Annotated in this window: 13 protein-coding genes; all 13 read right to left on the minus strand. The window is 66.3% G+C overall.

Features of this window, described 5'->3' with window-relative positions; translation table 11 throughout:
• Nucleotides 1-76: 76 nt before the first annotated feature.
• Nucleotides 77-1,144, minus strand: a complete 1,068-nt coding sequence (locus HG262_RS07630; RefSeq protein ID WP_248293277.1) for a prepilin — start codon at nt 1,142-1,144, stop codon at nt 77-79.
• A gap of 11 nt (nt 1,145-1,155) precedes the next feature.
• A complete protein-coding gene (locus HG262_RS07635; protein WP_169270489.1) occupies nt 1,156-1,773 on the minus strand; it encodes a type 4 pilus major pilin in 618 nt (205 codons plus the stop codon).
• A 72-nt stretch (nt 1,774-1,845) separates the two neighbouring features.
• The gene (locus tag HG262_RS07640; RefSeq protein ID WP_169270440.1) at nt 1,846-2,937 is read right to left on the minus strand and encodes a general secretion pathway protein; all 1,092 of its coding nucleotides are present in this window, start codon (nt 2,935-2,937) and stop codon (nt 1,846-1,848) included.
• Nucleotides 2,934-4,655: an ATPase, T2SS/T4P/T4SS family gene (locus tag HG262_RS07645; RefSeq protein ID WP_169270441.1), complete on the minus strand. Its 1,722-nt coding sequence runs from the start codon at nt 4,653-4,655 to the stop codon at nt 2,934-2,936. The genes HG262_RS07640 and HG262_RS07645 overlap by 4 nt, the downstream gene beginning before the upstream one ends.
• Nucleotides 4,652-5,152 (minus strand): hypothetical protein, encoded by a 501-nt coding sequence (locus HG262_RS07650; protein WP_169270442.1) that lies wholly within the window; start codon nt 5,150-5,152, stop codon nt 4,652-4,654. The genes HG262_RS07645 and HG262_RS07650 overlap by 4 nt, the downstream gene beginning before the upstream one ends.
• Nucleotides 5,139-6,458 (minus strand): type 4b pilus protein PilO2, encoded by a 1,320-nt coding sequence (locus HG262_RS07655; RefSeq protein ID WP_169270443.1) that lies wholly within the window; start codon nt 6,456-6,458, stop codon nt 5,139-5,141. Before HG262_RS07655 ends, HG262_RS07650 begins: the two co-directional genes overlap by 14 nt.
• Nucleotides 6,459-6,467: 9 nt before the next feature.
• Nucleotides 6,468-8,057, minus strand: coding sequence for a hypothetical protein (locus HG262_RS07660; protein ID WP_169270444.1), 1,590 nt, complete (start codon nt 8,055-8,057; stop codon nt 6,468-6,470).
• Complete coding sequence (locus tag HG262_RS07665) at nt 8,054-8,923, minus strand: TcpQ domain-containing protein (protein WP_169270445.1); 870 nt, start codon at nt 8,921-8,923, stop codon at nt 8,054-8,056. The genes HG262_RS07660 and HG262_RS07665 overlap by 4 nt, the downstream gene beginning before the upstream one ends.
• 212 nt (nt 8,924-9,135) lie before the next feature.
• On the minus strand, nt 9,136-10,476 hold the full coding sequence (locus tag HG262_RS07670) for an extracellular solute-binding protein (protein ID WP_169270446.1): 1,341 nt from the start codon (nt 10,474-10,476) through the stop codon (nt 9,136-9,138).
• Nucleotides 10,477-10,480: 4 nt separating this feature from the next.
• Nucleotides 10,481-11,737 carry a D-amino acid dehydrogenase gene (locus HG262_RS07675; RefSeq protein WP_169270447.1) on the minus strand — a complete coding sequence of 419 codons (1,257 nt, stop codon included), beginning with the start codon at nt 11,735-11,737 and terminating at the stop codon, nt 10,481-10,483.
• Between the two features lie 260 nt (nt 11,738-11,997).
• Nucleotides 11,998-13,044 (minus strand): CDP-6-deoxy-delta-3,4-glucoseen reductase, encoded by a 1,047-nt coding sequence (locus HG262_RS07680; RefSeq protein WP_169270448.1) that lies wholly within the window; start codon nt 13,042-13,044, stop codon nt 11,998-12,000.
• A 70-nt stretch (nt 13,045-13,114) separates the two neighbouring features.
• On the minus strand, nt 13,115-13,483 hold the full coding sequence (panD, locus tag HG262_RS07685; protein WP_050446262.1) for an aspartate 1-decarboxylase: 369 nt from the start codon (nt 13,481-13,483) through the stop codon (nt 13,115-13,117).
• Between the two features lie 178 nt (nt 13,484-13,661).
• Nucleotides 13,662-14,534, minus strand: a complete 873-nt coding sequence (locus HG262_RS07690) for an MOSC N-terminal beta barrel domain-containing protein (protein ID WP_169270449.1) — start codon at nt 14,532-14,534, stop codon at nt 13,662-13,664.
• Nucleotides 14,535-14,662: the final 128 nt, after the last annotated feature.

Here is a 14,662-nt window from a genome sequence, read left to right on the forward strand (position 1 = left end):
GGATGACGCAGGATTTAGGCGAATCTTTGATTATAGAGGGTTGGCGGAAAAGCGCCGCGCCCACGGGCGGCAGTCTCTAGCGGACGCACACGTAGCCGGTGGTCCACCCTTCCGTTTCCGTCCATTTTCCGCCTGCGGATACGATGACCGCTTGATACCCCGCCGGACACGAACACTCCCCAGTACGTGGATTAGCCGTCGACTGCCCGGAATAATGCCGGCATCCGAACCGGTTATTGCTGCTGAAAGCGCCCCCGAACCCGCCGCTGGCGGGCTGCCAGACGCCGGACTGGCATGCCAGCAGGTCGCCTGCCTGCGTGCTGGCCATCGTTCCGTTGGCCAGGCCGCATACATGCCCCGGCTGGGCGCGGCCGCCGACGCTCAGGTAGGCGCCCGTGGCCATCGATGCCGCAACGGTCAGCGACCCGCTCAATGCCGGATCGCGCGCGTCGCCGATGCGAACGAATGGTTCCAGGTCGGGCAAAACGGGGGGAGTATCGCCCCCCAGTTCGGCCCCCGCCCCCGCCCACAGCGCCAGCGTGCCGGGCGCATAGGTTGGCGCGCCTGGCGCCAAGGGGTTGCCGAACCGGAACGCGGCGCCTCGGGTCTGCCCTGGCGTGTCGGGCCAGACGGCCCCGCCATAGCCGCCCGCGGCTTCGATGACGGACGCGATGCCGATTACGTCAGGCGACCCCGTCCCCCGTTTCAACAGCGGCGTGGCGCTGTAGATCAAGGCATCGATCCTGCACCGCTCGCCCGGGCAGTCCCCTCCTTTCTGCACCCGGACTTGCGCGCCGAATCCCAGCGCCGAGCGTTCGGGGAAGTCGGCCGGCAGGTGCGCCAACGCCCGCAATTCCGCCACCGTAGGGGATTGCGGATCCGCAAACAGCGGTGCGCCCCCGGCGTCCAGGGGCGCCGCCCCCTGGGCCAGCGCGTCAAAATGCCGCGCCAGCATCCCGGCGGCCGCCTGCCGAATCTGCGCCATCCACACCCCCGCCGAGCGCGCCGCCGCATCTTCGATCCGTTGGACAAGCTGGTTGGAAGCCCAAATGGCGGTCACGGCAGTCAAGGCCAGCGCCAGCGCCATACCCGCCAGCGAAAAACCGGCCTGGCGGCGACACACGCGGGCAGCGCGTTCCGGCAAGAAGCGGCGCGTCATTTCGCGGTAAAGGTGAACGTATTGACGTCGCCCTGGCTGCACTGGGCCTGAGCCAGCGCGGCCCGGTACGGCACCGCGGGCGTCGCAAGCGCGTCTTTCACGATCTTGGCGCCTGAATTTCCTCCGATGGAGATCGTCTCCGAAACCCGTTGGAGCACAGAAGCCAGCGCCGGGCAGGCGGCATGGCTGACATTGGTGAGCGTGACCGTGAACGCGGAGCCCAACCCGGCCCCGCCCAAGGCGGCGGCCACCACTTCGACGATGCCGTTGCGGCCGGAGCCGCTGCCTCCCAATCCGTGCACGATGCGCGCCGACGCCCCGCTGCCCTGGACGGCCAATACGCTGGAATCGCGCAGGGCATTGGCCATGGCTCCGGTGTCCAGCCCCGTATAAGGCGTGACGCCTCCGCCCTGGGCATTGATTTTCATGCTGGCGATGAAGCGTTGGAGCTCTTCGCCGACTTTTGGCACCTTGTTTTCGATGACATATGCCCCGATCGCGGGGATGCCCACGATCGCGATCAACAGGACGATCGCGGTCACGATGGACACTTCCATCAAAGAAAATCCACGCTGGCGCCTGGCGCCGGATTGAAACTTCAGAACCTGTTGCATCACACCCTCCGTTGAGTAAATAGGACACGCATGCGCGCCGGGGTCCGCCTGTGTGGCCAGCACACGGCAACGCTATTGGCTTGCATAAAAGTTGGTCAGCGCCCGGCGCAGTTCGTCGATGACGGCGTAGTGCCAAAGCGTGACGCCCAGCACCGTCGCCAGCGACGCGATCAACAGCGCCCAGCGCAGTGCCGCCGCCTGCCGCCGCACTCGTGCCAGCAACCGCGATTCGACGCGTTGGCGGACTCGCGCCAGACCGGTTTCCAACCCCAACGCGTCCGTCATGTCGGCCATGTACCACCACGTTTCTTCATCCAGCAGCCCGGTACTGAATATTTCGGGGCCGCTGGCGCCACCGTCCAGACGGCTCAACATGGATTGAAGATGCGCATGCATCCAAGGCCTGGCGTCCCGCGCCTGGACCGCCAGGGCGTGGCGCAGGCGGGTATCGGCCGCGCCGTGCTGACGAACCAGCACCGACAGCAGGCAGAGGAAGCGGATCGCCTGAAAATCGCGGTACAGCCGCCATAGCAGCCAGCGGTCGAGTCCGGCCCGGAATGCCCCCGCCACGTTTGGCAGCGACCATAGGCTCAGCAGCGCAATGCCGACGCCAAGCACCAGCCACAGCAACAGCCATTGCCGCAGCAACCGAGCCAACGCGAACAGTCCGCGCGTCAGGCTGCCGTAGTCTTCCGCAGGCACCATCTGGAAGACCTGCTGCAGGCGCGGGACGCTGAAGAACGGGATGGCGCCCAACAAAGCGAGGGCCACAACCATCGCCGCCACGCCGGCCGCCGCCGCCGACACCACCGCTACCCAAGCGTCGCCCCCCAACCGGACCGCGCGGGCCAGGTCGCGCAGCGCCCCGGCAAGGTCGCCGCCCTCTTCCTGGACACAACTCAGCAGCAGGCATTCTTCAGAGGGCAGCGTGCCGGACCACGCGGCGCCAAGGTCTCCGCCGGCTTCCGGATAAGCGCCGGCCCAGTAATGCGACAGGCGTCCGCGCACGGTGCGCGGTCCGTAGCGGCGTGCGTCGTCAGCGAAAATGTCGCGCAGGCTTTTGCGTCCCTGCGTCCCCTCGACCAGATCCGCCAGATACTCGTAGTAGTCTGCGCGTCCGGTTCGGAAACGCAGCGCATCCAGGCGCGGAAAATGGCGGATCATGTTCGCCCCCCGTGCCCGGCGTCCATCCGGGCATGCGCCGTGTGCCAAGCGTGCGGCGAGACCGCGAAATCGAATCGGCGCAGTAGCGCCCTGGGATCGACTTGCCCGGCATTCACTTTGTGCAGGGCGCAGTCCAGCGCCCGCATGCCGCAGCCGGTCGCATCGCATTCACCGGCGTCCGCCGACCGCGTCAGGCCCAGGTTGTCGCGCAGGCGCACACGTTCCAGGAACCCTTCCATGCGGTTGGGTTCGATCAATTCCGCGGCGACGCTACGTCCCGCGATGCCATTGAGCTCCGGCACTTGGGGCCTGCGGCAAGCGGCGCATCCCGCCGGGTTCCTGACCCTGGCCGCCTCGGCGTCCAGCCGATGCGTTCGTTGCAGCCAACGGCCCCAGGCCTGCCAATCCAATGCGGCATCCGGATGCTGCGGGCGCCCCTGCCACAAGCTGTCCAGCGGCAATGCGCAAGCTGCGCATAAGCGGGGCAACAACGTCTGATAGACCAGCAGTTTCAGAATGCCCGGCGTGGCAAGAAAGTCACGCGACACGCCGATCGCATCCGACGCGAGGCGTTCCGGAATCAGGGCCGCGGACCCCGCGTGCGTGGTGGCATACAAACTGACGCCCGAACCGGCGAGATCCATGAAGGCGCGGCCGGTGTCGACATCGCGGATTTCGCCGATCAGCAGATCGTTCATGGCCGAACGCTTGATGGTCTTGAGCTTGGCGTCGAACGCCGGCCACGCGGATTCGGCCAAGGCGCTGCCCAGCGTGTTCTGCAAGGCGTTGGCAATGATGTATTCAACCGGGTCCTCCAGCGTGATCACCTTGCGGGTGGCGGCGATGCCGCGCATCAACGTCGCAATGGTGGTGGACTTTCCCGATCCGACGACGCCCGCCAGCACGATGGCGCCCCCTTCGCGTTCGCGGGCGCGCAGCAGGGTATCGATCTGGGCAGGCAGATATCCCAACGCATGCAGGTCGCCATCGGCCGTGGCATCCAGGCGCAAAATGCGCAGGCAGACAGACGGGCCCGCATCGGTCGCCAGCGACGCCCACCGGAGCACCAACGGCGCGCCATCCACCGTCAGCGCGATGCGCCCCTGCTGTTCCAGCGCCGGGTCGAACACAGCGCCATTGCCGCCGCGCACGTCCATCCATGCCACGGCCAGCACTTCCAGCAAGGTTGTATTGGACAGGCCGGAGAATCGCTCGGTCGCGACATATTCCCCATTGATGGTGTACCGGATGTCACACGCCTCGTGGCGCCGGTTCACATTGATGTGCACATCGCTCGCGCCTTGGGACACGCCCCATCGCACGATATCCAGGAAGAGCGCGGCCAGGGCCGACGCGCGCTCGGCTTGCCTGCCCCCGCTTCGCGACCCGGTGCCCGCCGCCGTCAATTGGCCGCGCGAGACCATCAGCAGCAAGGGTGCCGGCAGGGCGTAGCGGGTCGGCTGCGCCAACCGGTATCCTCCGGCGCGCACCAGACGCTCGACCTCGTCGATGGGATCGCCTTGCAGGTATTCCTTGACGGCGAAGATGGCGGCTTCGCCACTTTCAAGCAGCACGGGGCACAGCCGGCCAGCCAGCGAGGCCAGATCGAATTCCCGGCTTAACGCGCGGACAAAGGCCGGGGCCAGGCGAAAGATGTCGTCGGCGCTATGCAATTCGCGAGGCAGCGATGCCGGCGCAGGCGTGGAGGGGCCGTTCATGGCGTTGCCCTCTCCGCGCTCAGGCAGGCGGTGTGGTCCCTGGCATCTCTGCGCAAGCGCACGCAAGCCCCTTCGATGGCAAGCAATTGATAGCCGGCCGAGGCGGCCGAAACGGCCCCCGCGACAGGCGCTGCGCGGCCCGTCTGATAGCGCAGCACGGCGCCATTGACGACCACGTCGGCGCTCAGGCGCCGGGCGACCCCGAATATCGCGGCCACGCGGATCTCGTCCGGCGGCCGGATGACGGTTTCCATCGACCCGGCAGGCGACGGACCGGATTGGCAAATGCCGGGCATCCGGCAATCGGCCAGGGCAGCCGCCGCATCGGCGCGCAACAGCGTGCGCACCGTTTCCACCTCCGGCCACGCCTGCGCCTCGTCGGCCGGCGGCGAATCCTGTGTCGGCTGGGCGGCCGCGGGTGCGAGGCCCGCGAGCAGAACACACGCAAGACCCCGGGTGAACGCTGCGCGTCCCGGTGCAAACCTATTCCTGCTCATACAGTTCTCCATGCAATTCGGCGACCAGCGTGCTGGCGACCAGGCTGGGCTGGCGCTGCGGTTGCACGTCCAGCACGAAGCGCGACCAGCGCACCGCGGGCAGCAGGCTGGGCAAGAGCGCGAAGGACCGCAAGGGCCCGGACAAGCGCAAGGCACGGCGCCGGATGGCCGGCCGGGCAACCGCCACGGCGCCAGGCGGTTGCGCCGCCAGCGACTGAGGCGGCGGCACGGGCACGGCCGGATCCAACGCGACCGAAGCAAACGCCGGCTGCAACCGCTGCAGCGCCGCAACCAACTCGGTGTCCACGCGCAGCGCGCTCGGCAACGTCAACCGGGCCAAGGGCACGGCATCGGCCGCGACGCGCCAAGACAGCGTGGCCGCTTCCAGTGGCGCGAATGACACTTGCCAGCCTTCAGGCAGCCGCGCATGCAGCGATTGATTCGTCGCGAGCGGATGCGCCCGCGCATAGCGCGCCGAACAATTCCAGGCCCACGGCCCGGCATCGCATTGCGCGTGGCGTAGTGCCCACCCCTGCACCTGGACAGGGAGTTTTCCCACCGCGCGCAGCAAGCCGAAGAGACCGGCGGGCGCATGCGCGGGCGTCCCCTCCAGCATCGCCACGTAGGGATCCACCGGGTCCGCGGACTCCTGATCATGGGTTTGCGGCATGCGCGGAAAGACCCGCGCCGACAGGCCATGCCATAGCGGCGGCCCGACGGCTGCCAATCCCACGCATATCAGGAACAGGCGCAAGGCGAGCGGCATTGCAGTCCAACGAGACGGCAGCACCGCCAGCCGCGCACCCGGCTCCACGGCGTGCGACAGTGCCTCCCATACCGAATCGGCATCGTGCTCGTGCAAGGCGGGGCGCTGTTCCCGCAAGCGCGCGCACGCATGCAAGGCTTCGCTGTACGAGTCGAACAGCCTGTCCGCCTGCGACAGCACGGACCCATCCTGAGCCGCGACCAGCCAGTAGCGTCCTTCAGGAAGCGGGATCAGGCACAAACCGCCCTCCGGGTACAACAACGCATAGAGTTGCGCGGCAGCCTGGATGTGGGGCGTGCGCCCCCGCCGTGATGTCGTCGCAGATGGACCGCGGCGCCAGGTTGAACGCGCCCGGCCATAGCCCGCGACGGTGGCCGGCGACCCGCCGACGACGGCATGGGTCGCCCGCAACCGCCGCCCGCGGGCGCGGGCCAATCCGGAGACGTCGGAGCCGATCAGCACCAGCCAGCGCAAACCGAACGCCAGCTGGCGATCAACACCGGCGCATTCGATCAGAAGGAAATGGGGGGCTCGGTTCATGGCGTGGCCTCAATACCCTTCTTCGACCTGCGCCGTGACCAGCACCAGCGTGGTTTCACGTTCCTGGGCGGCGCTGTCCTGGCCGCCCGCGATCAGCGGGAGGCCAGGCGCCAGGCGTTGGCGGTCATGCTGATCCTGGCTGCGATCGAAGCCGGACAGGATGACGGGCTGGCCCGGCCGCAATTCGATTTGCTGCACCGTGCCGTTGCCGTCGATCGTGATCTGCTGGACCTGTACCTGATTGCCGCGCTCTCCGAAGGTGATGGTCTTCAGCGGTTGCGCCACCGCGTTGTCATAGGCGACAGACAAGAGTATCTGGCCGTCTTCCTGGATGTCTGGCAATAGCGTCAGGAACGAACCCACGGTTTCTTCTTTCTGGCTGATGGACACCGCAGGCAGCGACCCATTGGCCCCGCCTGCCGTCGTGCCCGGGACCGCAGTGCTTTGCACCCGGTCGATGTACGAAAACGTGGTGCGGATCGCATGGGTGACTGGCCGGCGGTTCAAGGTCAGCACGGGCACCTTGCGATGCCTCACGATCGCGCCCATCGTGCTTAGCGCCGAGATGACCGCGCGCGAGCCGTCGAATGGCCCCTGCTTCACCCCGGCTTCGAGCAAGCCCGCCCCTAGCGGCGCCACCCCGGGTAATGCAACGCGCGCCGACGCGCCTGCCGCGGCGTAAAGCGCGTTCCAGTCCATGCCGCCTGACGCCGATTGCCTGACGATGACGGTGATTTCCTCGAAGACCAACCGCACGCGGCGCGTCAATGCCTTGTTCTCGCGCTCCAGGTAGTGCGCCACGCGCTCCAGCGCCTCGGGCGTGTCGGTGACGACAAGCGACGATGCGCCATCCACCGCGTCCGCAACCAGGCCAGATCGTGTCAGGAACGGCATGATGGTGGCGCGCAGAACGGCCAACGCGTTGTGTTCTTTCGCGGACAGGGTGGTGTTGGACGTGCTTTCAAAGCCTTCGCCTTCTGCGCTGCCCGATCTGCCCAAGCGCACATCGACCGCGCTGGCGAGTGAAAGGGCCCGCACGTCGAACACGCGGGTTTCAGTGCGGTAGAACTCCAGCGCATCGCGCACATAACGCCAATGCACGGAAAACCGGGCAGCCAGCGCATCCAGCAGATCGGCTAGCGGCATGGGCCCGTCGCGTACTTCGAAACGGACCGGAGACAGCGCCGACAGCCCGGCATCCACGGCAAGGCGGGGCAGGAACTGTTCCAACGGTAGCAAGGCGTCGGGCCGCACCCGGACCGGAATGCCGGTAGCGGCGCCCAGGCGCTGGGCCATCACGGGAAGGTCAGCCTCGTCGGCCAGCATCAGCGTCGTCGGCACGTTCTCGCGCAGCGCCGGCGGCAGCGACACCGCGCGCGCCAGCGGCTGCGGTTTGCCGGCGACCCATGGCGTGGCGACGTCCTGTGCCGCGATACGCGCCTGGCGATCCGATAATCCCGCCGCGAACGCCTGATGTCGATCCGCCAGCTCCCCACGCCGCTCGTTCGCCGCGCGGTTCAACTGCGCCGCTTGCTGCGATGCCGTGCAACCGCTCAGCACCCCGCACGCCACCATGCACATCACATGTTTGATCGTCATGCCCCGGCTCCTTGCGGCGATGCCGTGCGTGAGCAGGACTGGGCCAGCGGCACGACACGCAGCACCTGATTGCCGTAGAAGCACGGCTGCAATGGCTTTTCTGCCAATTCGGTCGCGGCGAGCAGTTCGCGGACAGCGGACTTGAAGTCGCCGAGAAAATCCGCGGACGCGGACAACGGAATATCCACATCCACTGCCCAATGCTGCGGTTGGAACGTCCAACCCGAACGGTCCGCCCAACGCGCCAGCACCGCACGCAGCGTGGCGTCCGGCGGAGCGGCTCGATATGCCGGTGTCGGCGCGACGGGTAACGGGGAATGGGTCAGGCCGGGAGTGGTGGCGGCGGCCGGGGCGTCAACTGGGGGCAGCCCGCTGACCCTCAAAGGTCCGTCCACTCTCTGCGGCCCCTGAGCCACCAGAGGTCCGTCAGCCGCGAGCGCGCCGACTCCCGACATCGCCAACGGCAAGGATTGCGCCGGTGTGGCCGCGATGCGGTCCATGTCTTCCGCGCGTTCCGCCCTGGCCGCCAAGCGGCCGCCACGGAAGCGAAGCACTCCCCACTCGCCCTTGACCACTACGTACGGGTCGCGGCGGACGTAGGGCAAGGCATGCTCACCGTCGCCCCGCACGCCGAACACCGCGGGCAAGGCTTGGCCGGACGCGAATTGCAGCCAGACTTCCCTGCCGTTATCGAACACCTGCACAGGCGCGACGGCAGGGTCTCCCGACAGGCGCCAGTCAAACCGGAATCCACCTGCGACAGGCTCAACTGCCTGCCAGGAAGCGCCAGGGCCGCCTTTGGCTGGCCAACTTGTGCAAGCGGCCAGGCCGGACAGGCTTGCCACCACGAAGAAGATTCGAACCATGCCTCACCGCAAGCAAAGGGCGCACCGGAAGCGGTACGCATGAACGGCATGGTGGACGACGGGTCAGCGTGCCGCCAGACTGGCATGTACGCATGGATGCTTTGATCCGCCCCTTGCGAAGGCACGATCAATGGACGAAAAAAAACCCGGTCCAGGGACCGGATTCGTGCGAGCGGAACCGGCGTCAGCGCCGCCGGTTCAAGCCTTGCAGGTCAACGTTGCGCGGCGATGCTGCGGGCTTGAGTGGCGGCGTTGTTCAGCGCCGATACGGGCGGCACCTTGCCTTCGAAGGCCTCGTTCAGTTGCTGGTTCAGTACAGGTTCGATGCGGTTGTAGTTCGCCATGCGGAAGCCGCGGCTATTGCTGGCGAGACGCGCGCTCATCGAAGCGATCACGGCTTGCGCGCCCGGGATGCTCTTGTAGAACGACACGTCGGACGCGCGGAACGCCGCTTCGGTAAGCGGCAGGAAGCCCGTGCGCTGGTGCCATTCGGCGGCGACGACCGGCTTGGACAGCCAGGCCAGGAATTGCGCCGTCGCCTTTTCTTCGGCTTGCGGACGGCCTTCAAGCGCCCACAGCGCGGAACCGCTGACGAACGGCTGGCCAGCGGTCTTGGTGGCTTGATCGTAGTACGGCACCGGTGCCACGCCGAACGACAGCGACTTGGTGGTCAAGAACGTGCCGAAGGCGCCGGAGTTGGCGGTCAGCACAGCGCACTCGCCCTTGGCGAACAGCTTGTCGGCCGAGGCGTCGCCGGTATGCGCCATGAACAACAGCGAACGCTTCCAGCTGACCATCAGCGAGATGTGGCGCATGTAGAGCGTGTCGAACTGCATGGCAGGCGCCGCGCTCTTCTTGCTGACGGCGTCCAGCCCGTTGTTGTTGCTGGTGAACTGCTGGCCGTTGATCGGCGCCAGGTTCTCCAGGTGAACGGTGACCTGGTCGCTGGAGGCGTAGGGGCAATCGATATCGGCCACGTCGCGCAGCTTCAGCAGTTCGGCCTGCAAGCCGTTCCAGGTGCGGGCGGGATTGTTGGGGTCGAGGCCCGCCTTCTTGTAGGCGGCGGTGTTGTAGAACATCACCGGCACTTCGGCCATCCAGGGGAAAGCCAGCAGACGGCCCTTGCCGTCGCGCGTGAAGCTGCTGGTGGCCGGCACGAACCAGTTCAGGTCCTTGATCGGGTACTTGGCCAGCAACTCGTACATCGGCAGGATGGCCTTGTGCTGCGCCACGACTTCCGGCGAATGATTGTCGGTCAGCTGGACCAGATTGGGCGCCTTCTTCGCCTTGACGGCGGTGACGGCTTCTTGCTCAAGCGCGTCCTGCGAGGCGAACCCGCGCAGCTTGACGCTGACCTGGTCCTGCTCTTTGTTGTACTGCTTGGCCAGCTTTTCGAATTCGGCCTTGTTCGCGTCCGACAGCGTGTGCCAGACCTGGATTTCCACTGGAGCGGCATTCGCCACGCCCGCCATTGCCATGGCGGCGCCAAACACCCATGCGCGCCGGCTGGCGAACATCGCGCGGGCAACGCCCGCCAATTGCAGATTCTTCATAGGTTCATAGACCAAGAAAAGGGAATTCCGGTTCTGGCCGCCGTCCGCTGAGCAGATCGGCCAGTGCCCGGCCCGAGCCAACACCCATCGTCCAGCCGAGCGTACCGTGTCCCGTATTGATATACAAATTGGGGATACGGCTGCGGCCGATGATGGGCACATTCGAGGGAGTGGACGGGCGCAAGCCCGACCAATAGCTGACGCGCCCGAAATCGAGCGCATCGGGAAAGAGTTCTTGCGCCAGGCGGGTCAAGGCCTCGCAACGGCTGGTGTTCAGGCCCCGGGAGTATCCCGAGAGCTCTGCCGTGCCAGCCATGCGCAGCCGGTCGCCCAGGCGCGAGAACACGATTTTGTGGCTGCTGTCCGTCAGGCTGACCGTGGGCGCGGCATCGGGTTTCAGCACCGGAAACGTCGCGGAATAGCCCTTGGCCGGATAGACGTTGCAGGGAATGCCCAGCGGACGCAGCATATTGGGGCTGAAACTGCCCATGGCGACGACGTAGGCGTCGGCCGAAACCGAGCCGTATTGGCCATCGGGTTCAATGACTTCAACGCCCTGCACGGTGCCGCCCTGCGTCAGCAGGCGCGTGGCCCGCGTGCTGTAGCGGAATTCGACGCCGGCGCGGGCGCAGCGCTCTGCCAGCGCGACCGTGAACAGGTGTACGTCACCGCTTTCGTCTTCGGGGGTGTAGTCGCCCCCGACGATCGTCTGCCGGTGCGGCGCCAGCGCCGGTTCGATGGCGATGACCTCGTCGGCCGTGACCACCCGACGCTCGACGCCAAAATCGCGCATCAGCCCGGCGGCCCGCTGGGAATTTTCGAATTCGTGCGGATCGCGGTAGAAATTCAGAATGCCGCGTTCAAGGTGGTCGTATTCGATGCCCAGTTCGGCGCGCATGCCACGCAGGGTGGCGCGGCTGTATTCCGCCATGCGGACCATGGCGCGGATGTTCGGCGCCAGGCGGCTGGGCAGGCATTCGCGCAGGAAGGACAAGCCCCACATCCATTGCCGCCAATCCAGTTGCGGGCGGAACAGCAGCGGCGCGTCGTCCTGGAACATCCATTTAAGCAGCTTGAACGGCGCCTGCGGATTGGCCCAGGGTTCGGCATAGGACACCGAGATCTGGGCGCCGTTGGCCAGGCTGGTTTCCTGTGCGGGACCGGTGCAGCGATCAATGACCACGACGTCATGGCCGGCCTGGCTCAGCCACCAGGCGCTGGAGATTCCGATAATGCCGCTACCCAATACCGCTACTTTCATGCCCGCATTGCTCCTTGCGTGCCAAATCGGCTCACGGACCCGATGTCCGCCCCCTTGGCAAGCCGCTGCCAAGGCAGTTTACCCCGCCGATTTGGCTTCGCCTATGTCTAAAAGAAAGCCCCCACGCCGCGCACGCCTTGCGTGCTTGCTGCCCCCCGAGGGGGCCTTTTTACCTTGGGGCGGCACATCTGTAAAAAGGGGCGGAAGTCACAAAGCTTTTCCGCTTGTGAATTCCACCCCTTTGCTTCGTGCTGGTCCGGTTACGACGCGGCTTTCGCCAGGTCGGCTTCGGACGTGAACGCGTCCGCGTAGAACTCTTCCGACGGCAGGCCGTTCTGCGTGCTGAACTCGCGCCGGGCGGCATCCACCATCAGCGGCGTGCCGCAGGCGTAGACCTGGTGGCCGGACATGTCGGCGATGTCCTGCATGACGGCCTCGTGGACGAAACCGGTGCGGCCCGTCCAACCATCTTCCTGCAGCGCATTGGAGACGACCGGGACATAGGTGAAACCCGGCAGTTGGGTCGACCACGACTGCGCCAGCGCATCCATGTACAGGTCGCGCGGCCGGCGGCCTCCCCAGTACAGCGTGACGGGACGATTAATGTTCTTGTGGATCATGTGTTCCACAATGGCCTTCACCGGCGCGAAGCCGGTGCCGCTGGCCAGCAGGATGATCGGTTTGTCGCTGTCTTCGCGCAGGAAGAACGAACCGAACGGCCCTTCCAGGCGCAGGATCTCGCGCTCTTTCATCTGCGTGTCGCCCGCGCCGAAGACGTGGTCGGTGAACAGACCGCCCGGCATGTGGCGAATATGCAGTTCCAGCGGGCTGCCCGTGTGCGGCGCGCCAGCCATCGAATAGCTGCGGCGCCGGCCGTCCTTCAGGATGACTTCGATGTACTGCCCCGCGTAATAGCGGAACTGCTCCGAGGCCGGTAGCTGCAGCTTGATGACGGTGACGTCGGGCGCCACGCGCTCAAGCGTCTGCACGCGCGACGGCAGCTTGCGGATCTGGATGTCGCTGGCCAGGCGGACTTCGGTGGACTCGACCACCATGTCCGAGCCAGGGCGGGCCTGGCAGAACAGCGTGTAGCCGTCAGCCAGTTCCTCGGGTGACAGGATCTGGGCGGGATACTGACCGGCGTCGAACTCCCCGGACACCACTTTGCCCTTGCAGGTGGAGCACGCGCCGTTGCGACAGCTATAGGGCAGCACGATGCCGGCCGCCAGGGCGCCGTCGAGCACGGTCTGGCCGGGCTCGACCGGGAATTGATGCTTGCTGGGTTGAATGGTGACCTGGAAGCTCATGATGAAACGGTTCTGAGTCGACGCAGCGTCGTCCGGCCTGGCCGGAGACGGCGCTGCGCCCGGCCCGGCGTCAGGCCGGGAACTTGCGTATTTCCTTGACGCGGTTTGCGTCGTCCACCAGCACTACTTGCGGTTTGTGCGTGGCGGAATCTTCTTCGGACATCGGGCCGTAGGTGCAGATGATCAGCAGATCGCCGACCTGGGCCCGGCGCGCCGCGGCGCCGTTCAGCGAGATGGCGCCGCTACCGCGCGCCGCCTTGATGATGTAGGTGTCGAAACGTTCGCCATTGGTGACGTTGTAGAGTTCGATGCGTTCGAACTCGCGCATGCCGGCAGCGTCCAGCAGGTCTTCGTCGATGCCACAAGACCCTTCGTAGTGAAGGTCGGCTTCGGTGACCGTGACGCGGTGCAGCTTTGCCCGCAGCATGATGCGTTGCATGATGGAAATATCCTGGTTCGCGGTCCGGTCCGCGAAGCGTTGCTAAAGTGATGCCCGGCATCCGGTATTGCCGTTGGAACCCGGTATTCTATAATTTTTGCCGCCACGGGACGTCCGTTGCGCCATCGCGCAGGCGGCTGCCTTCGCTGCAGACACAAAGCAGCGCCTGCGCGCCGGCTCAGAAATCCAGTTCGATCTCGACCGGGTCGCCGACTTTCAGGCGGGCGCCGGCCGGCGCGTCCAGAATGGCATTTTGGCCGAATACCACCCCGATCTCCAGATTTCGATAAGCCGCCAGCGTGCGGCCGGGCTCGTCATGCTGGAGCGCCGTGCGCTGATCGATATCTGGAATCGAGCACCGGGTGCACGGCTTGACGAACGCCATCTGGACGCCGGCCGCGGTGATCATGGCGGTATGGTCTTCCTCGAAGGCTTCCCATTCGCCCTGGACCACGATATTGGGCCGGAAACGGTCCATCGGCACAGGCGCCACGCCCTTGGCCTGCAACCGGGCGTTCAGGTCGTCAAGCGATGCCTGGTTGGCGATCAGCAGCGGGAAACCGTCGGCGAAACCGAAATGGTGCTCGCCAGTGAACGTCTCTGCCAGATCGGGATGCGCGTCGGCCCACCGGGACACCCAGTCCGGCTTGGCGTCGCGCCGCGCGGCGGCATCCACCTTGAGCAAGCGGCAAGGCGTCTTGAGGAAATCCGAAAACCATTGCCCGACAGCGGCGCTTTCGCGCCGGGCGGAAATGGTGTCGCTCCAGACCGCCACGGTTTCTGCCCCCGGTTCCAGACCGGACCCGTCAAGCGGCACGTCCAGGTCCGCCATGCCCGGCGCGGACAACCGCAGCGCGCCGGCCGAAAGCGCGGTGCGGATCAGCGCCATCGCCGGCCATTGCCGCTGGGTCATGAACTGGCCGTCGCCGCCGATCAGCATCCAGCGGCGGTCATGCGCCAGGCCGGCCCGGTCAATGGGGGACTCCGCCAGGTCGATCCCTGCGCAGGATTTGATGGGATAGATATGCAAGCTGAGGATACGGGCGGACATGGCGGCGAATGGTCGGCGAAAGAGTCCGCGAAAGGATAGCAGAGAGCGCCGCGCTTTCGCCGATGGGATGGCCCCTTCGCGCCGACATGAAAAAACCCGGGCCAGGCCCGGGTTTTGAAGGCGCCGCC

Source organism: Achromobacter sp. Bel, from assembly GCF_012928505.1.
Taxonomy (GTDB): domain Bacteria; phylum Pseudomonadota; class Gammaproteobacteria; order Burkholderiales; family Burkholderiaceae_B; genus Achromobacter.